Origin of the sequence: Actinopolymorpha pittospori, from assembly GCF_014873875.1 — a bacterium.
Taxonomy (GTDB): domain Bacteria; phylum Actinomycetota; class Actinomycetes; order Propionibacteriales; family Actinopolymorphaceae; genus Actinopolymorpha; species Actinopolymorpha pittospori.
The window spans coordinates 6,188,216-6,205,710 of sequence record NZ_JADBEM010000001.1 but is presented as its reverse complement, the minus strand read 5'-3'; the positions used below and the strand labels follow the sequence as shown (position 1 = coordinate 6,205,710).

Genomic DNA, 17,495 nt, shown 5'->3' with positions numbered 1-17,495 from the left:
GCCGCGACTCTCGCGGCGGCGTGCCGGCACGAATGTCCTACTCCCCCGCGACCTTGTCCATGGCGCTCCAGAACCCCATTTTGAACACTGGAGGAATGCTGACGTCGAACGGGTACGAGCTTGACACCTCCACCGCCCGGCTTGGTGAGCTCAGGCCAGTCCCTGACCGGGAGCGGACCGATCTGCCCGCCCTGCGCTCCCGGTTCCGTCGAGAGGGCTACCTGTTCCTGCCCGGTGCCCTCGACCCGGACGCGGTACGTGCCTTCCGGCGTTACTACTTCTCGTCGCTGTCGGGCACCGGCCTCACGCGGCCGGGCACGGATCCCGGCGACGGAATCGCCGGCCCGGGCGAGCCAGACCGCGCCGCCCTGCGGTCGAAGCTGTTCCGGGACGTCGTTCCAGGCTCCACCTATCTGGACTTCTGCACCCAGCCGGCGATCCGTGCGTGGTACGAGTGGTTCCTCGGCTCGGACGCCTTCCTGCACCGACGCAAGATCCTCCGGCACATCCGGCCCGGCGAACGCGGCGTGGGAACCGCGACCCAGGCCCACTACGACCTGGTGTACATCCGCGAGGGAACCGACCAGGTGCTGACGTCGTGGATCCCGCTGGGCGACTGCCCCGTCGACCAGGGCGGGCTCATGTATCTCGAAGGCACCCATGTGTGGGCGCGCACCGAGGTGGATGGTGGTCTGCGCCGCCCCGCGGCCTCGATCACCGCCGACGTACGCACCTTGGCGGAGGACGTGGACGGTCGGTGGCTCGTGTGCGACTACGCGGCGGGCGACATGGTCGTCCACTCCGCCTACACGGTGCACGCCGCTCTGGACAACGTCGACGACCACGGCACGATCCGGCTCTCGACCGACATCCGTTACCAGCGCCGAGACCACCCGGTCGACCAGCGCTGGCAACAGCACTGGCACGACCGGGACGGCCTTTAGCGATCCCATCGGACTCCTTGGCACCGCGCGAACTCTCTTCAGCACCGCGCGGAACTCCTGGTCGAGCCTCGAACCGTCGAACCGGATCAGGACGGCGTCCTGCGTGCGTACGCCTCGATCTCGTCGTGCAGGTACGTCATGTCCGTCATGAGGTTGCCCCTGCTCAGCAACAGCATCGGCGTGAGGAAGAAGTAGCCGAGCTTGGGGGCGAACTCGACCTCGATGACGACGCGGGTCCCACCGGCGACCGGCTCGAGCTTCGTGTGCCAGGAGGCGCGCTGGAACTGCGGTGAGCCGACGAGGTCGACTCGGGCGCCGTGCGGCGGGGTGAAGTCCTCGATCCGGTACGACGAGCGGGTCGCCTCCCCGTCCGGACCGGGAGAGATGGTGTCAAAGGTGTAACCGGTCCCCATCGGCGCCGCCGTCGTGGGTTCCACCCGTCCGACGCTTCGGTCCCATCTGGCGAGGTTGTGCGGGTCGACGAAGAACTCCCACACCCGGTCGCGGCTGAGACTGACGACCGTGTGGGAGCTCAGGCGGACACCCGTGCTCGACCACACCATGAGACCCGCGACGATCGCGCCGAGGGCGACGACACAGACAAGGGTGATGCGCGTGGACCTCCGTGTGAGACGGCTCATGGGAACACTGTAGCTGAAATGGGAACACTGTTCCCAGTACTAGGGTGTGCTCGATCCCGGCGAGGAAGGAGCCCGATGGGCCCGCAGGACACGGTCGTGTGGGTGCGGCACGCGACCCTCTCGCCTCGTGCCCGCCGTGAGCTTCGCCGTCTGGTCGACGTCGCGATCGACATCGCCGATCGCGCCGGACTCGCCGCGCTGACCATGCGCGTCCTCGCGGCCGAGGCGGAGACCGGGACGACCACGCTCTACCGCTACATCCGTAGCCGCGACGAACTGCTCGAGTTGATGGCCGACGCGGTCCACGAGGCGGCCGACCTACCTGACCAGACGTCTGGACACTGGCGCGCCGACCTCAGTGCGATCGCGCACGCGATGCGGGCGCAGTACCTCCAGCACCCGTGGCTGCCGACTCTCGTCGTCACCGTCGGACCCCACACGCTCCGGATGGCGAACCTCGCCGCCGCGGCCGCCCTGCGCCTGTCTCCCGATCCGGCGACGGCCGAAGCGGTGACCTCGACGATCCACCACTACGTGCGAGGCGCCGTACTCGGGGAGATCGCCGAGACCACCTCGACGACCAACGCCCCACTCACCGCGGCCCAGGTTCGGTCTGTCACGTCCTGGAAGCGGGCCATGCTCGACAACCCCGACTACGCCGCCTTCGCCCAGCTGAGAAGAACCGACGTCACGCTCACTCACGCCGAACGGTTCGAGTTCGGCCTCGAGCGGCTCCTCGACGGTATCGAGCGACAGTTGGACGTCTGACCTGCGCAGGCATGGCGAAACCAGGCGAATCCGCCCGCTCGATCGCACCTGTCATGTGTGCAAAGGTCCGCTTGACGGACATAATCTCGGCGCCGGATATGCACGACAGAGGGACCTTCTCGCCATAAGCAACGGGCTTGCGGGCGAGGCACCGCTGCGTACGATGAGGTGTCATGGTTGGTCGCGGTTCGCTCCCTTGGTTGGCGACAACCGGGCGCGTCGCGATCCCGGGCCCGGCACTGACCGTGATCGAGTGCCTCGTCGTCGCGGGCGCCTACTACGGCCTCGCCCAACTGGGCCCGATGCAGCATCTGGGGCCTGGACCTGTTCGCCTGCTGTGGCCACCGACGGGCATCGCGGTGGCCGCCGTCCTCCTGGCCGGACCGAGGATTCTGCCAGGTGTCGGCGTCGGCTCGTTCCTGGTCAACATGTTCGCGTTGCACCGTCCGCCTCCACAGTCGGTGGTGCTCTGCGCGGGCACGGTCGCAGCGGTGTCCCTCACTTTCCTGTTACTACGCCGGATGGGCTTCCACCGAGAGCTCGACCGGCTACGAGACGCCCTCAGTCTCGTGTTCGCGACCCTGGCCGCGATGGTGCTGAACACCTCCGTCAGCATGTCCGTCCTGGTGCTCGCCGGTCTCCAGTCGGACAACGCGTTCTGGCTGCGCTGGCTGCTCTTGTGGATGAGCAACGTGATGGGGGTGCTCCTTCTCGCACCGGTCCTGCTTCTCCTCTACCGAGTTCGTCGACCGCGGCGGGTCCGCCCACTCCGGGTGCTCGAGATCGCGGTCATCCTGACCGGCACCTTCCTCGTGACCCTGCTCGCCACCAGAAGCTCGACGCAGTTCCTCTTCCTGGTCTTCCCCTTCCTCATCTGGGCGGCCCTACGCTTCCAACTGCCCGGCGCCGCACCCTGCGCTCTGATCGCCTCGATCGTCGTCACCTACGGGGCCTCGAACGCCGGCGGTCCCTTCGCCGGACACGGTTTCGTCTCCAACCTCATCACCATCGAGACCTTCAACGGATCAATGGCCCTGACGGCGTTGGTCCTCGCCGCGATCATCGCCGAACTCACCCGCGCCTACGGACGGGTCGAGGACGCCGCGAACGAGATCGCCGCCGCGGTGAACAGGCTCGACGAGCGGCTACGCCCTGAGGACGCTCCCTCCCACGGGCAGCGCCGCCGGAGCACCTGACGCACCTGCGAGAGCACGTGGTGTCATGGACACGTGGAGCTTCGAGAGATGCGTGCGTTCGTCGTGGTCGTCGAGGAAGGTAGCTTGTCCGCGGCCGCGCGACGACTGCACGTGAGCCAGCCCGCCCTCTCCCAGAGCATGAACGCGCTCGAGCGGCAGCTTGGTGTCCAGCTCCTGAAGCGCCGAAGCACCGGCGTACTGGCGACCGAGGCCGGCATGACACTCCTGGCCGAGGCCCGCGCCGTGCTCTCGCGGCACGACCAGGCGCTGGCCGCGGTCTCCCGTCATGCCACGCCTGAGGAAAGCGCGCTGAGGCTGGGGATTCCCCTGGAGTTGCCCACCGACTTGCTGACCCAGCCGATCGCCGACCTGACCGCCGCCTACCCGAGAACGAGGGTGCTGGCGCGTCATATGTCCACAGCGGCGCAGTTCGCGGCCCTCCGCTCCGACGAGATCGACGTCGGGCTGGTCCGCGAACACCCGATCGGCCACGACCTGGACGCCGTACTCGCGGTCGAGGAGCACCTCGGCGTACTCCTGGCCTCGGACCAGGCCGCGAAGCTCGCCCGGCCTGACGGCATCCGCCTGGACGCGCTCGTCGGTCTGGACTGGGTGGGTTTCCCCCGCGACGGGAGTCCGGCCTGGTACGACGAGCTCACGGCGACTTTGCGCAGTCACGGCATCGATCTCGGACCGCCCGCTCCCGCGGGCCAGGAACTCATCGCCGACGTCAAGATCGCCGCGGTCGCCGCCGGGGGAACCTTCGCCCTGGCACCCCCGAACTGGTCCCAGCCGCTCCCGGAATCCATCACCTGGTCGCCACTGGCCGGTCATCCGCTGGTACGACGCACCTGGGCGGCGTGGCCCGCCAGCTCCCACCGGCGCGACGTCGGTCGACTCGTCGCCGCGTTGGACTGCCGGTGTCCCGCCGCGCCGCGGGACAGCGCCCGCCGCCAATAGCGGCCATAAGCTACTCCGACAGCTCGGTCGGAAGGTCCAGGCCCTGCGCCGGCTTACACCCACCGGTCGGGAGAGACCCGGCCAGCGCCCGCCACCCGCGGGCTGGAGATGTGGGTGAGGAAATGACACAGCTGCGCGGAAAGTCAGCGCTGGTGACCGGCGGAAACAGCGGCATAGGACGGGCGGCCGCCATCGCGCTCGCCGAACTCGGTGCGCACGTCGTGGTCACCGGACGGGACGAAGTGCGCGGGAGCCAGGTGGTCGAGACCATTCGCTCGGCCGGCGGCCGCGCCGACTTCCTGGCCAGCGACCTGAGCGACAGGGCCTCCGTCCGTTCGCTGGCCAGCCGGACCAGGAACCTCGTCGGGGATGTCGACATCCTGGTCAACAACGCGGGCATCTATCCGTTCGGCCCTACCGACCAGGCGACCGAGGAGGACTTCGACTCGGTGTTCGCGCTGAACGTGAAGGCGCCGTTCTTCCTGGTCGCCGAGTTCGCACCGGAGATGGCGAAGCGGGGTAGCGGCGCCATCATCAACCTGTCCACGATGGTGGCCGAGTTCGGTGCCGCGGGAATGGCGCTCTACGGCGCGAGCAAGGCCGCACTGGTGTTGCTCACCAAGTCCTGGGCCGCGGAGTACGGACCGCACGGCGTCCGGGTCAACGCGGTCAGCCCCGGGCCCACGCGCACCGAGGGGACGGCAGTGATGGGCGAGGACCTCGACAACCTGGCCGCCACCGCCCCGGCCGGGCGGCCCGGCTCGGCTGAGGAGATCGCCGAGGCGATCACCTTCCTGGCCACCGACCGTTCGAGCTTCGTGCACGGTGCGGTGCTACCCGTCGACGGTGGACGCGTCGCCGTCTGAGCATCACTCACCACCGGCGGCCCGCTCCGAACACCATCGCGGAGCGGGCCGCTGGTTCCCATCGCATCTCGTGCGGATGAGTGCGGCGTCAACGCGATGTTGTCGTCATGAGGTAGTCGTCGCCCTGCTCGCCACATCGTCGGAACCCAAGCCTGGTGTACAGCCGCTCGGCAGCGGGATCGTCCTTGCTGACGTGGAGTTCGGCGGGCACACCCTTGTCGCGCGCCTCCTTCAGCAGGCCCGTGAGGACGGCCGTGCCGATCCCCTTGCCCTGGTGAGCGGATCGGATCTGGATGCCGGCCACGAAGACCCGGTCGGCGGTCCGAACTACGCGCAGCCGCCCGACGCGTTCACCGTCGGCCTCCACCACGTAGGTCAGGCTGTCCTCGACCAAACCCAACATCTGTTCCCTGGTGTCCTCCCGGAAACCGGCCAGCCATTCGGCCTTCTCCTGCGCCGAATGCTCCATGGACGCGACGGAGTAGGCCACCGTCCGGCTGAGGAACTCCACGTCATCGATGGTCGCGGGTCTCACGCTCACTTGAGGCATGCCCAAGCCTGGCGAGCGTTTCGCACCATCGTCAACAGATTTCCATCGACGCGCCCTGTCACCTGGAGTGCTCGCCGCTGGTGAGCATGCCGACGCTCACCCATCCCCAGTAGACCCGGTGGTGGGCGATGAGCCCGTCCCGGACCTCCATGACCTCGACGATGTCCATCTGGTCACCATCCGGCGACCGTCGCGGGTACTCCCAGGTGATCCGCGAACCGTCGGTGAGGTACCTGGCGCGGAACCGACGTCGATTCTCGGGCTGGTGTGCGAAGACCTTCTCCACGAACGCCCGCAGGTTGTCCCGGCCCCTGACGATCCCTTCCCTGCTTCCCAGCAGGTGACAGACCAGTGGACTCTCCAAGGTCGCGTCGGGGTGGTAGAGCTTCATCGCGCCGTCGAGGTCCTTCGCTCCGAGTGCGTCGTCCCACGCGGTGAAGATGTGCTTGATCTGCTCCTGCTTCGACCTGGTCGGATTGGACATGATGCTCAAACTCCTTCTGTCGACGGGTGTCGGGAACACCGCCGACCTTAGGAGCGGGACGGTTTGGTCGGGAGCAAACTGTCCCTGTGACACACTCACGTCATGATCGACCCGGACGCCCCACGGATCCGGGACCGCGATCTCGCCCCGGTCGCCACCCTGATCGGTGATCCCACTCGGCTGGCGATGCTGGTCGCGCTCGCCGAGGGCAGGGCGCTCCCGGCCGGAGAGCTCGCCCGTTACGCGGGGGTGCGCCCGGCCACCGCGACCGCGCACCTGCGTCAACTGGTCGAGGCCGGACTGGTGTCGGTACGAGCACAGGGCCGGCACCGCTACCACGAACTAGCCGGACCGCACGTCGCCGTGCTCCTGGAAGCGCTGGCCCAGCTCGCCCCGGCGACGTCCGTACGGTCACTACGGTCGGACCGTGCCGCTCGCGGGCTGAGCGAGGCCCGGACGTGTTACGACCACCTCGCCGGACGCCGCGGCGTCGAACTCCGTGATCGCCTCCTCGCCGCGGAGGCGATCGCTCCTGTCGACGAGCGTGACCACCAGCTCACCGCCTCCGGCCTTGAGCTGCTGGCCAACCTGCGCATCGACGGTGGAGCCGTGAGGTCGAGCCGCCGGGTGTTCGCACGTACCTGTGTGGACTGGACGCACCGTCGTCCGCATCTCGCCGGTGCGCTCCCGGCGGCTCTCACGAACCAGCTTCTGGAGCTCCGATGGCTTCGCCGAGGTATGGGCCGCGAACTCCGTGTGGCCGCCGACTATGACCAGCGCCTGGACGAGTGGTTCGCCTCGATCGGCCGGTGAAGGTCGGACCGTCGCACAGCCTCGCACCGCCACGGCGTGAGCCGGCCGCTCAGCCGAGCGCCCTCATCAGGTCCTTGCACGCCTGCTCGCACCGCCGGCACGCCTCGGCGCAGATGCGGCAGTGGGCGTGGCGTTGTGCGTGACGCTCGCACTCGTCGGCGCAGGAACGGCACATTGTCGCGCACGCGTCCAACATGGCCCGGGTGATGTTGGCGTCGTACTCCGTGTGTCGGGACAGCATCCGGACCATCATGTCGCACACGTCAGCGCAGTCCATGCACGAACGCATGCACTTGCGCAGCATCGGCATCTCCTCGTCCGCTTCTGACATGCAGGCGTCCGCGCATGCGGTGCACGCCTGCGCGCAGGAGAGGCACTCCTCGATGCATCGGGCCAGCACGTCGCGGTCCACCCTGCCCAGATCGGCTGGGTACGACCGCAGCATCTCGCCAACCTGCGTCATGGATTTCACCATCGTTGATCCACCACCACTTGTCTCTTGGCGTGACCACCCACGATCACGCCACAGGTTCGCCAGACGGCGCTGTCGGTAGGCGTCTACCCGGAAGGCTCGATCCACACGCGGGATCTTGGTGCGCGATGCCCACCGCGGGTCCAGGCGTCGAACGTCCCGTCGCTCCAGACCACACATCCGTCGTGCGGTAACTGCGGTCTCACACGGCGAGCCCGAGCGCCAGGGCGGCGACCACCGGCGCGAGGTACAGCAGCGGGAAGGGGATGTGTGAGTACGAGCGTGCCCGGACGACGGTGACGACGGCACCCACGAAGTAGAGGACCAGCCCGATCCCGGCCAGGACTCCGATGGGCGGGACGAGCAGGCCGACCAGGAGACCGACCGCTCCGGCTGCCTTCGCCGTAGCGAGCCAGGGCCACCACGAGCGCGGCACTCCGTAGTCGCTGAGTCCCTGCACCACCCACGTGGCGTGCAGGAAGACAGCGACGGCGGAGTACCCCACCCAGACGGCGGCCAGGATCGTGACGACGGTGTATGCGGTGGACATCAGCGGAGCTCCTCATCGGTTGGGATCGACGTACACACAGTCGACCCCGGCCGAAGCGGGAGTGTGACACGCATGGACGACCGGTTTTCCGGCGGAGCTTCCGTGGAAGTCGCCGACCGATCGGCGGGGCGGCCGTCGTCGATGACGGTCAGGACGAGTTCGTCCTGGGTGACCCCGACCTCGACCTCCACCTCGCTCAGCCCGGTGCGGCTCGCGGCGTTGGTGAGGGCCTCGCGCACACCTCGGAGCAGCCCGTCCTCCAGGTGCGGCGGGAGCGCGTTGTCGAGGATGCCGCGGATCGCCAGGCGAGGTGTGAAGCCGAGAACGCCTCGAGCGGCGTCGATCTCGTCCAGGAGCCGGTCGGTCAGGACCTTCTGCCCCGACGACCAGGCCGGATCCAGTGCGAAGACGGCGGACCGGATCTGTCGGTTGGTCCCGTCGAGTTCGCCGACCGCGTCGTACAACTTCCGCCGTACGTCGCCATGCTCTCGATCGGCTCGTCCCAGGACGCTGTGCAGGCGGGTACCGAGTGCGAAGATGCGACCGATCGCCTGCTCGCGCAGTCCGTCGGCGATCCTCTCCCGGTCTGCCCAGATCCGCCTGCGGGCGTGGGCCTGACGGACGGCGAGCGCCGCATGGTCGGCGAACATCTCCACCAGGTCGGTCTCGGCGGCGGCAATGCGTTCGTGGACGGAGCCACGCCGCCATCCGGCGACGAGCAGGCCAAGGACGTCACCGGCCGCGACGAGGGGGATGTACATACCAAGGCCGAGGCTGGCCTGCCCCTCGGCCACCGCGGGAGCGGGATCGTCCTCGAACGTCATGTCCGCGCTGACGATGGCCCTTCCTGAGCTGAGGACGCTGGCGGCCAGGCCCTGCAGGGGGACGGTCGTCCCACGCAACGGCTCCAGTCCGAGGCCTTCGACGGCCGCGAAGACGCCTCTCCCCTCCGGGTAGGTCGAATCGGCCAGGACGATCGCCGCACCTTCGGCGCCCGAGACAGTCCGCAACTCGGCGATGACGATCCGCAATGCTTCCTGAGGGTCGACGTCGCCGAGGAGCAGCTGGCTCATCTTCAGCGCCGCTCCCAGCCACTGCTCGCGGCGCTCCTGGTGAGACAAGCAGATCCTCCAGCACAACCTGGGCAGCACCCGACCCGCCTGCCTCGGCGAGGCAAGGCCGGGTTGCCACGGCACACCCCCACCACACGACGAAACAGCGGAGGGGTGTGTGACATCCCTTGATCGCGACACGGCGACGGCGGAGCCTGCCTGTCGTCGAACAGGCTGGCCCCGCCGTCGTCGGGTCCGCTGGAGTCCCCGGTGCTACCTACCCGGTGACCCGGGCGGGCGCGCGGATCAACCGGGCCAGCGCACCTCGCGCTCGACCACTCCGCCTCGCGTGCTTGCGGCGCGAACGGTCACCATCCCCGGCGACGCGCCCTCGGCGATCTTCACCCGTACCGTCGCCGTGAGCCGGTCCCGTCCTTTGAGCCAGAACTCCGGCTCGTCTCCCACCGTCTGTCCGACCGTGCCGGGAAGCTCCACCGACACGGTGTCCGGCTGGACGATCTTGACCCGCTTGGCCTGCTCGAGAGCGGTCGGGATCCGAGCCGTGTTACGAACGCTGACAGCGACCTCGTGGGTGGCTCCGTCGCTCTGCCCACTGGGCAGGGGCCGAACCTTCACCCCGGAGATCTCGACGCGAGGAAGCTCGAACGCCATGCCCAGGTTGAACTTCGCCTGGTTGGCGGCCCACTCCTCCAGCAGCTCCGCCGGAGCGTTCTGGTTCCAGAACTTCGGATCGAAGCCACCGATCTCGACCGCACCGAGCTTCTCGTGGTCGTACGCCGTCCAGTCCAGGAAGCAGTCGGTCCGATCGTTCTCGGCGCACCAGCGCGAGCGTTCCCAGTCGTCGTAACGGCCGTCCTCGTTGTAGTCGGTGAAGCGACCGCCGTTCCACAGTTCGTCGCCGTACCACACCGCACCGAACTGGAAGTAACCGAAGTCAGGTCCATGTCCGTACAGGGCTTCCGGCTCTCCCCCGAACCTCGTGGCGTAGTCGTTGTAGACGTCTCCCGCCCACGGGTAGTCGGTGAACGACTGACCGACCTTGTCGAAGTGTTCGAAGATCCGCAGGTCGGCGGGGAACATGCACTCCTTCTCGTCGCACGTGGACGGGCCACGCAGGTGCATCGGCACCGCGGTGTCCATCGAGTTCACGACACTGACGTTCGGGTGTGAGGTGAGGAAGGTGAACACGTGCCGGGTCTCCGGCTCAGACAGCGGGTACTCGCCGGCACCACCCTGGGTGTTGCCGCGTCCGGTGAGCTCCGCCGAAGCCTCGGGACGCCAGTTGTACGGGTAGTTGCGGTGCAGGTCGAGGCCACCGATCCCGTCCTCGCCGATGCGGCCGTCGCCGTCGTGGTCGATGCCCTCGGTGTAGACAAGATAGTCGCCGTTTCCTTGACCGACGCTGCGCATCACGCGTCCGGCCGGGTCACGGTCGTCGACGACGTGGGTGCCCTTGCCGGCCCCGATGTACTTGCGCATCTGGGTCACGTAGCCGTCGCCGTTGAGGTCCAGCGGCGGGTCGTCGTCGAGCTTGCCGTCACCGTCGGAATCGTGGGGCCGGACCGAACTACGGTTGGTCTGGGCCGTCCAGCGATACATGTCACTACCGTCCGGGTTGTTCAACGGCTTGAGGTAGATGGCCTTCTCGTCGAGCAACTTGGTGATCTTCGCATCGTCGCCGTAGTTCTCGACCAGGTTCCACGCGAGCCACAGAACGCTTTCGGTGCTGGTGATCTCACCGGAGTGCCGACCACCTTCGAAGAAGGCCGCCGGCTTGTCCGTGTCCTTGCCGGTCGCCTTGTTGGTGAGTGTCAACTGGTAGATCGGCACACCACCGAAGCTCTTGCCCACTTCGTAGAGCTCGGCGATCTCCGGGTGGTCGTAGGCCCACTTCGTGAGCCACCAGTTGATCTCGTTGGAGCTGTGGAAATGCTCGAAGTCCATCTCTCCAGGCACCTTGGCCTGGAGCTCGTCGTAGTGGACGACCGGGAACTCGCTCGGTCCGTCGCGGTCGCCCGGCACCGTGTAGGTGTCGCCTTCGGGATAAGGGCTCGGGAAGGGACCCGGAGCTTGCGGTGAGCTTGCCGCGATCTTCTGCTGTGGTTCAGCATTCCCGGACTTGAGTGGGGCTGCCTGGGCGGCGAGCGCTACCAGCCCGAGGGCGAGCGCCAGGACGCCTGTCGTGGTGAGCCGTTTAGCGAAGAGGGAAGCCAACGCCCGTGCACCTCCTGATGGGTCGGATTCGCACTCAACGTAGGCTCTCAACTCCGCTTCGTACACATATCAGGTGACGGCGTGGCAGTTTCCGGACAAATCGAACGCTTGGACTTCCTCAGCTGGCCGTCGAAGGATCCCCGCCGCTCTCGGTCGCGTCGACCAGGCGGTCGAGCCATTCCGACAGCAGGGCGGTCTCGGCGGCCGTGAAGACGGGCGTCCCGCCCTCACGCAGTGCCTCACGCAGCGCCACGGCCCGACTCGTGATGCCGGACTCCCCGGCCGCCGACGCGTCTCCCTCATCGGTCGTGATCGCGCGAAGCATGTGCTCTCGGAAGAAGACCGACAGGCCGAGGTCGCGCTCGTCGGGCGGAACCGTGATCTGGGAGAGAACGAAGCCGCTCGCGGTCGCGTGGAAGAGCTGGGTCGCGCGATCCACGCTCATCCGCAACCGGCCGACACTCGCCACCCGGGCGATCCGACCGCGCAAGGACACCAACGCCTCCTGCCTGGCGACTGAGCCCTCCACCTTGCGCGCTTCGCCGAACATCATGACGTACAGCGCCGGCATCGACAGCCCGAACTCGATGTTGAGGTCCCACGCCCGGCGCAGATCCTCGACTGGATCATCGGTCTCGCCGAGCGCCTGCTTCCGGTCGAGATAGTCCCGGTAGCCGTAGCTCGCGACAGCGTCGAGCAACCCGTCCTTGTCACCGAACAGCCGGTAGATCGTCGGCGCCTGCACTCCCGCCGCCGCGCTGACCGCACGCGTCGACAGCGCCTCCCGCCCCTTTCGGGCCAGCAGGTCGAGTCCGGCGCGCAGCAGGCGCTCCCGCGTGCTTCCCGTCGGCGTCTTCGTCGTCCCGTCCTTCACCGAATCGACGATAACACCTGGGGGCTAGCATCGATAACGAGACAGCGTTACGGTGAAACTGATAACAGCGATAACAGAGAGGGAGTTGACCATGCAGCGGATGACACAGAGCTACGACTTCATCGTGGTGGGCGGCGGAACAGCCGGCAGCGTGATCGCCGCCCGTCTGTCCGAGAACGACACTGTTCGCGTACTTCTGCTGGAGGCCGGAAGCGCCCAACCGCCACCAGCGGCGGCCGAACCGCCGAACTGGCCCAGCCTGATCCAGACCACCGCGAGTCGGGGCGACACCACCACCACTCAGGTCGGTACCGGAACGGCGCAGCTGCTGCCGCGCGGTCGCACCCTGGGCGGGGGGTCCGCCATCAACGGCATGGTGTTCGTCCGGGGACACCGTTCCAGCTACGACGCCTGGCCGGCCGCGGGCGCGACGGGATGGGGCTACGCCGACCTCCTCCCCTTCTTCAGGCGCAGCGAGAACGCCGTCGGGCGCGTCTCCGACCTGCGAGGTGTCGACGGCCCCGTCACCGTGACCCCCGCGAGTCCTCCCCACCCTGTTCCGGCCACGCTCCTCCAGGCCGCGACGGAGGCCGGTCACCATCGCGCCACCGACATCAGTGGTGGTGACGAGGAAGGGTTCGGCTGGACCGACCTGAACATCGTCGACGGACGCAGGCAGAGTGCCGCCGACGCCTATCTCACTCCGGTCCGGGCCCGCTCCAACCTGGACGTCGTCACCGACGCGCTCGTCCACCGTGTCCTCCTCACGCGCGGACGCTGCACAGGGGTCGAGTACAGCGTCGGAGAGTGCCTGGTCGTCGCCGGCTGTTCGGGTGAGGTGGTGTTGACCGCGGGCAGCATCGGCTCACCGCATCTGCTGATGCTCTCCGGCATCGGTCCGGCCTCGCACCTGCATGAGCTCGGGATCGAGGTCGCCGCGGATGTTCCCGGCGTCGGGTCGAACCTGCAGGACCACCCTGTCGCCAACCTCGCCTACCGCGCGGCGCGATCCATCCCCCCAGGAACGAACAACCACGGAGAGGCGCTTGGCCTGGTGCGCAGCCGGCCCGACCTCGACGGCCCGGACCTCCAGCTGATCTTCGTCGACGCCACGAGCTTCGTGCCCTCCGACGACCTGCCCGAGGGATACACCATCGGGGTTGGCCTGATGCGCCCGCACAGCCGCGGCACAGTCCGGCTGGCCAGTCCCGAACCAGGTGCGCTCCCGGTGGTGGACCCGAACTACGTCGGGGACGAGCGGGACCTCACCGCCTTGGTCACCGGCCTGCGCCTCGCTCGCGAGATCGGCCAGGCGGGCGCCATCGCCCCATGGCGCGACGGGGAGCTGGCGCCGGGGAGCGACGTCGAGGACGACAGCGGGCTGCGGGCGTACGTGCGCAGCACCCTCGCGTCCTACATGCATCCCGTCGGGACCTGCCGGATCGGTGGCGACGAGCACGCCGTCGTCGACACCGAGCTTCGCGTGCGCGGCATCAGCGGACTCCGAGTCGCCGACGCCTCGGTCATGCCGTCCATCGTCTCCGCCAACACCAACGCCACCGTCTACGCCATCGCCGAACGCGCGGCGGGAATCCTCGCGGCCGCATAGGCGACGCCGGCGGCTCTGTCGGCCAGGTTCGGTCACCTTGTCCTCCCAGACACGTCCGCCAGGCAGCGCGTCTCCTTGGGCGTTCCGGCTGCTCTAGAAGCGCATCCAGCCAACACCGCCACTCGAACCGCTTCGCCACGCGCGGGATCAGAAGCCGACGAGCACCTTGTGACGCCCGAGGTCGGCCCATAAGGTCCTGCTCATCGGAATGCTTATCCCAGTGAATGGGACAGGAGGAGGTTGCGATGGTCGTCCGCACCGTGCGGACCACCCGGCGTGGCTTCATACGCGGCGCGGCAGCGCTGGCGACGACCGCTGCCGGCGCCTTCGCGATGAACGGATGCGGCCGGTCGGCGACGGACGTCAGCGCGGTTTCGCTGCCACGGATCACGGCGAAGTACGACGGACCAGTTGTGGAACTGAGGTTCTGGAACGGTTTGACGGGCGGCGACGGCCCCTTCATGCGGAAGCTGATCAGCCAGTTCAGCGAGCAGCACCCAAACATCCAGATCCAGATGTACGCACTTCCGTGGGCGACGTTCTACCAGAAGTTCCCGGCCGCGGTGGTCAGCGGACTGGCCCCTGACTTCGGGCTGATGCAGAACTTCCAGGTGGCCACGAACGCCGCACGACAGGTCATCGTGCCGCTCGACGACCTGGCGGCCGAGGTCGGGCTGACCGAGACCGATTACAACGACGTGGTGTGGAAGTCCGGTGTCTTCAAGGGGCGAAGGTATTCCATTCCGCTGGACGTCTGGCCGGACAGTCTCTTCTTCAACCGAACGGTCCTGGAGTCCGCAGGGCTCGATCCGGACAGTCCCCCACGCGATGCCGACGACTACCTCGCGGCTCTGGAAGCCCTGCACGAGAAGGGCATCGCCGGCCACTGGCTCGGATCGGTGGACCAGAGTTCGGGACGGAGCTTCGACTCTCTCCTGTGGCAGAACGGCGGAACTCACTACACGCCGGACGGCGATCGCGCCTTGTTCAACTCCGACGAGGGGGTCGCGGCGCTGCAGTGGCAGGTGGACCGGATCCGTGCCGGACACAGCCCGGCGAGCGTGGCTGGGGGCGACGCCAACGTCGCGTTCAAGAATGGGCAGAACGCCTTCCTGTGGGGTGGTCCGGGCGCCCTGATCAATGATCTCAACACGGTGAAGACGCTCGACTGGGGCGTCGTCCCGCTACCCCGGATCGCTACACACGCCGCGGCGTTCTCCGGCTCACACCAGCTGGTCATCATGCGACAGCGCCACTTCGATGCCAACCGGCTCGCCGCCGCGGCGACCTTCATCCGGTGGCTCAGTGACAACTCGATCGGCTGGGCCGAGGCCGGACCGGTGCCGGCACGACTCGACGTGCAGGCGAGCGCCCGCTTCAAGAAGCTCACCGCCCAGGCAAGTGTCGCCGCTGGTATCCCCGACATCCACTTCTACCCGCTGGTCCCCGGTATCGCCGAGGTGCAGACAAACGTGCTGTACCAGGCAGTCAGCCAGGCCCTTCAGCTCCGGTCCACCCCGGCGCAGGCCCTCGACCTGGCCGCCGAACAGGCGAACGCTCTGCTGGCCGAGAACCGGCTCAAGTACGAGGGAAAGGCATGACCGTCGAGAACGTCGCCAGGTCCGGTGTAGCGTCACCGATCAGCTCGAGTCATTCGACTCCCGAGACCGAACCCACCGCTCGGCGGATTCTGCGGGCGGCCACGCCGTACCTGTTCATGGCTCCGTTCCTCCTCATCTTCGGCGTCTTCGTCCTCGCACCAGCGCTGTATGGGGTTTGGATCAGCCTGCACAACTGGGACTTCTTCCTTCCCCGGCATCCGTGGGTAGGGCTTGGCAACTACACGCAACTGTTCCACCGGAACGACCTGACCGCATCGTCGTTCTGGGCCAGCATGCTGGCGACCGGCAAGTTCGTCGTCTTCTCGGTGCCGTTCCTGGTATCGATCCCGCTCGGCCTGGCACTGTTGCTCAACCGGCCGTTTCGAGGGCGGACCTTCTTCCGTGCCGTCTTCTTCGCGCCCTACGTGCTCGGTGTCGGCGTGATCGGACTGGTGTGGCAGTTCCTGCTGTCGACAAACCTCGGGCTGGTCAACCACTACTTGTCACTACTCGGGATCGACCAGGCGGTGCCGTGGCTGACCAGCCTGCCGTGGGTGTGGATCTCGCTCGTGGGCGTCACGGTGTGGTGGACGCTTGGCTTCAACGCGGTCGTCTATCTCGCTGGTCTCCAAGGAGTCGACGTCTCGCTGTACGACGCGGCGAAGATGGATGGTGCCGGGCGCTGGTCGGAGTTCTGGCATGTCACCCTGCCCAGCCTGCGGCCGGTTCTGCTCTTCGTTCTGACGATGACGATTCTCGCGTCCGCCAATGTCTTTGGGCAGGCCTACCTGCTCACATCAGGCGCGCCGGGCACCGAGACCAAGACGGCGATCATGTACATCGCCCAAGTCGGCCTGGAGCAGTTCCGGATGGGTAGCGCGGCCGCAATGAGTTACATCCTGGCGCTGGTCCTGATCGGTATCAGTGCGTTGAACTTCCTCTTCTTCCGGCAACGCGAGGACAGTTGATGGCGACCACGTTCGACCAAGCGACCCCGACCACGAGGTGGCAGCGGCTCGCCTCCGTCCTGGTCTTCTATCTGCTGCTGTTCGTCCTCACCATCATCTTCCTCGCGCCGTTGGTGTGGATGGTCTCGACCTCCTTCAAGACCGCCGGCGACGCGACCACGGTCCCCCCACGGTGGATCCCCACGGACTTCTCGATCGAGGGTTACACCTCGCTCTTCGCGGATGCGCAGGCACCGGTGCTGCGATGGCTCATGAACAGTGTGCTGGTCGCGGTCGGTCACACCCTGCTCGTGCTGGTTACGGCTTCGATGTCGGCGTACGCGTTGGCCCGGATGCGGTTCCGCGGCAAGTCGGTCATCTTCGCACTGATCGTGGCCACGCTCTTCGTCCCGGGGTTCGTGTTCCTGATGCCGAACTACCTGATCGTGGACTCCTTCGGCTGGCTCGACAACAGTCTCGCGCTCATCGTCCCTGGCGCGGCGAGCGCGTTCGGGGTGTTTTTCCTGCGCCAATTCTTTCTGTCGATCCCGCACGAACTGGAGGAGGCCGCCCTGATCGACGGGGCGAACCGCTGGCAGATCTTCTGGCGCGTGATGGTGCCGTTGTCGAAAGCTCCGCTGGCCACCCTGGCGGTACTGAGCTTCCTCGGCAGCTGGAACGACTTTCTCTGGCCGTTGTATGTGCTCTTCAACCCAGAACATCTGACGCTACCCGCCGGCCTTGCCACCCTACGCGGGGCCTACGGCACCGACTATCCGGTCGTGATGGCTGGCGCCGTCCTCGCGAGTGTCCCCGTACTGGTGGTGTTCGCGCTCGCCCAGCGCTATGTCATCGCTGGCGTCGCGCGCTCGGGTCTGAAGGGATGAGAGCCGCCGTTGTCCACTCGTCGACGGCACCGATCCGTCACCATGG

At 67.4% G+C, this 17,495-nt stretch carries 18 protein-coding genes; 10 read left to right on the top strand and 8 right to left on the bottom strand.

Going from position 1 to position 17,495, the window contains the following annotated elements:
* Positions 1-95 precede the first annotated feature (95 nt).
* Complete coding sequence (locus HEB94_RS29010; RefSeq protein ID WP_192752821.1) at positions 96-944, top strand: phytanoyl-CoA dioxygenase family protein; 849 nt, start codon at positions 96-98, stop codon at positions 942-944.
* 86 nt (positions 945-1,030) lie between these two features.
* On the opposite strand, the gene HEB94_RS29005 is transcribed toward HEB94_RS29010, so the two are convergent.
* Positions 1,031-1,585, bottom strand: a complete 555-nt coding sequence (locus tag HEB94_RS29005) for an SRPBCC family protein (protein ID WP_192752820.1) — start codon at positions 1,583-1,585, stop codon at positions 1,031-1,033.
* Positions 1,586-1,660: 75 nt separating this feature from the next.
* Here HEB94_RS29005 and HEB94_RS29000 point away from each other — a divergent pair, with 75 nt between their 5' ends.
* The 4 genes from HEB94_RS29000 to HEB94_RS28985 all read left to right on the top strand — a co-directional run bounded on the left by HEB94_RS29000 (position 1,661) and on the right by HEB94_RS28985 (position 5,375).
* Positions 1,661-2,353 carry a TetR/AcrR family transcriptional regulator gene (locus tag HEB94_RS29000; protein WP_192752819.1) on the top strand — a complete coding sequence of 231 codons (693 nt, stop codon included), beginning with the start codon at positions 1,661-1,663 and terminating at the stop codon, positions 2,351-2,353.
* 200 nt (positions 2,354-2,553) lie between these two features.
* Positions 2,554-3,549, top strand: coding sequence for an MASE1 domain-containing protein (locus HEB94_RS28995; RefSeq protein WP_192752818.1), 996 nt, complete (start codon positions 2,554-2,556; stop codon positions 3,547-3,549).
* A gap of 33 nt (positions 3,550-3,582) precedes the next feature.
* Positions 3,583-4,509, top strand: a complete 927-nt coding sequence (locus HEB94_RS28990) for a LysR substrate-binding domain-containing protein (RefSeq protein ID WP_202896613.1) — start codon at positions 3,583-3,585, stop codon at positions 4,507-4,509.
* Positions 4,510-4,631: 122 nt separating this feature from the next.
* The gene (locus tag HEB94_RS28985; protein ID WP_192752817.1) at positions 4,632-5,375 is read left to right on the top strand and encodes an SDR family NAD(P)-dependent oxidoreductase; all 744 of its coding nucleotides are present in this window, start codon (positions 4,632-4,634) and stop codon (positions 5,373-5,375) included.
* A gap of 88 nt (positions 5,376-5,463) precedes the next feature.
* Here HEB94_RS28985 and HEB94_RS28980 read toward each other — a convergent pair whose 3' ends face one another.
* Both HEB94_RS28980 and HEB94_RS28975 read right to left on the bottom strand, forming a co-directional pair.
* On the bottom strand, positions 5,464-5,925 hold the full coding sequence (locus HEB94_RS28980; RefSeq protein WP_238361663.1) for a GNAT family N-acetyltransferase: 462 nt from the start codon (positions 5,923-5,925) through the stop codon (positions 5,464-5,466).
* A 58-nt stretch (positions 5,926-5,983) separates the two neighbouring features.
* Complete coding sequence (locus HEB94_RS28975; protein WP_192752815.1) at positions 5,984-6,409, bottom strand: nuclear transport factor 2 family protein; 426 nt, start codon at positions 6,407-6,409, stop codon at positions 5,984-5,986.
* Between the two features lie 102 nt (positions 6,410-6,511).
* Between HEB94_RS28975 and HEB94_RS28970 the strand changes: the two genes are divergently transcribed.
* Complete coding sequence (locus HEB94_RS28970) at positions 6,512-7,222, top strand: ArsR/SmtB family transcription factor (RefSeq protein ID WP_192752814.1); 711 nt, start codon at positions 6,512-6,514, stop codon at positions 7,220-7,222.
* A 49-nt stretch (positions 7,223-7,271) separates the two neighbouring features.
* On the opposite strand, the gene HEB94_RS28965 is transcribed toward HEB94_RS28970, so the two are convergent.
* From HEB94_RS28965 to HEB94_RS28945, 5 genes are all read right to left on the bottom strand, one after another.
* Positions 7,272-7,685 (bottom strand): four-helix bundle copper-binding protein, encoded by a 414-nt coding sequence (locus HEB94_RS28965; protein ID WP_192752813.1) that lies wholly within the window; start codon positions 7,683-7,685, stop codon positions 7,272-7,274.
* Between the two features lie 211 nt (positions 7,686-7,896).
* Complete coding sequence (locus HEB94_RS28960) at positions 7,897-8,244, bottom strand: DoxX family protein (protein ID WP_192752812.1); 348 nt, start codon at positions 8,242-8,244, stop codon at positions 7,897-7,899.
* Positions 8,244-9,365 carry a GAF domain-containing sensor histidine kinase gene (locus HEB94_RS28955; RefSeq protein WP_192752811.1) on the bottom strand — a complete coding sequence of 374 codons (1,122 nt, stop codon included), beginning with the start codon at positions 9,363-9,365 and terminating at the stop codon, positions 8,244-8,246. The genes HEB94_RS28960 and HEB94_RS28955 overlap by 1 nt, the downstream gene beginning before the upstream one ends.
* A gap of 237 nt (positions 9,366-9,602) precedes the next feature.
* Positions 9,603-11,531 carry a M14 family metallopeptidase gene (locus tag HEB94_RS28950; RefSeq protein WP_238361662.1) on the bottom strand — a complete coding sequence of 643 codons (1,929 nt, stop codon included), beginning with the start codon at positions 11,529-11,531 and terminating at the stop codon, positions 9,603-9,605.
* Positions 11,532-11,649: 118 nt separating this feature from the next.
* The gene (locus tag HEB94_RS28945) at positions 11,650-12,405 is read right to left on the bottom strand and encodes a TetR family transcriptional regulator (protein ID WP_192752810.1); all 756 of its coding nucleotides are present in this window, start codon (positions 12,403-12,405) and stop codon (positions 11,650-11,652) included.
* A 91-nt stretch (positions 12,406-12,496) separates the two neighbouring features.
* Between HEB94_RS28945 and HEB94_RS28940 the strand changes: the two genes are divergently transcribed.
* The 4 genes from HEB94_RS28940 (at position 12,497) to HEB94_RS28925 (ending at position 17,449) form a co-directional block, all read left to right on the top strand.
* A complete protein-coding gene (locus HEB94_RS28940; RefSeq protein WP_192752809.1) occupies positions 12,497-14,014 on the top strand; it encodes a GMC family oxidoreductase in 1,518 nt (505 codons plus the stop codon).
* Positions 14,015-14,259: 245 nt separating this feature from the next.
* Positions 14,260-15,615, top strand: a complete 1,356-nt coding sequence (locus HEB94_RS28935) for an ABC transporter substrate-binding protein (RefSeq protein ID WP_192752808.1) — start codon at positions 14,260-14,262, stop codon at positions 15,613-15,615.
* Complete coding sequence (locus tag HEB94_RS28930) at positions 15,612-16,583, top strand: carbohydrate ABC transporter permease (protein WP_192752807.1); 972 nt, start codon at positions 15,612-15,614, stop codon at positions 16,581-16,583. Before HEB94_RS28935 ends, HEB94_RS28930 begins: the two co-directional genes overlap by 4 nt.
* The gene (locus HEB94_RS28925) at positions 16,583-17,449 is read left to right on the top strand and encodes a carbohydrate ABC transporter permease (protein ID WP_192752806.1); all 867 of its coding nucleotides are present in this window, start codon (positions 16,583-16,585) and stop codon (positions 17,447-17,449) included. Before HEB94_RS28930 ends, HEB94_RS28925 begins: the two co-directional genes overlap by 1 nt.
* The last annotated feature ends 46 nt before the right edge of the window (positions 17,450-17,495 follow it).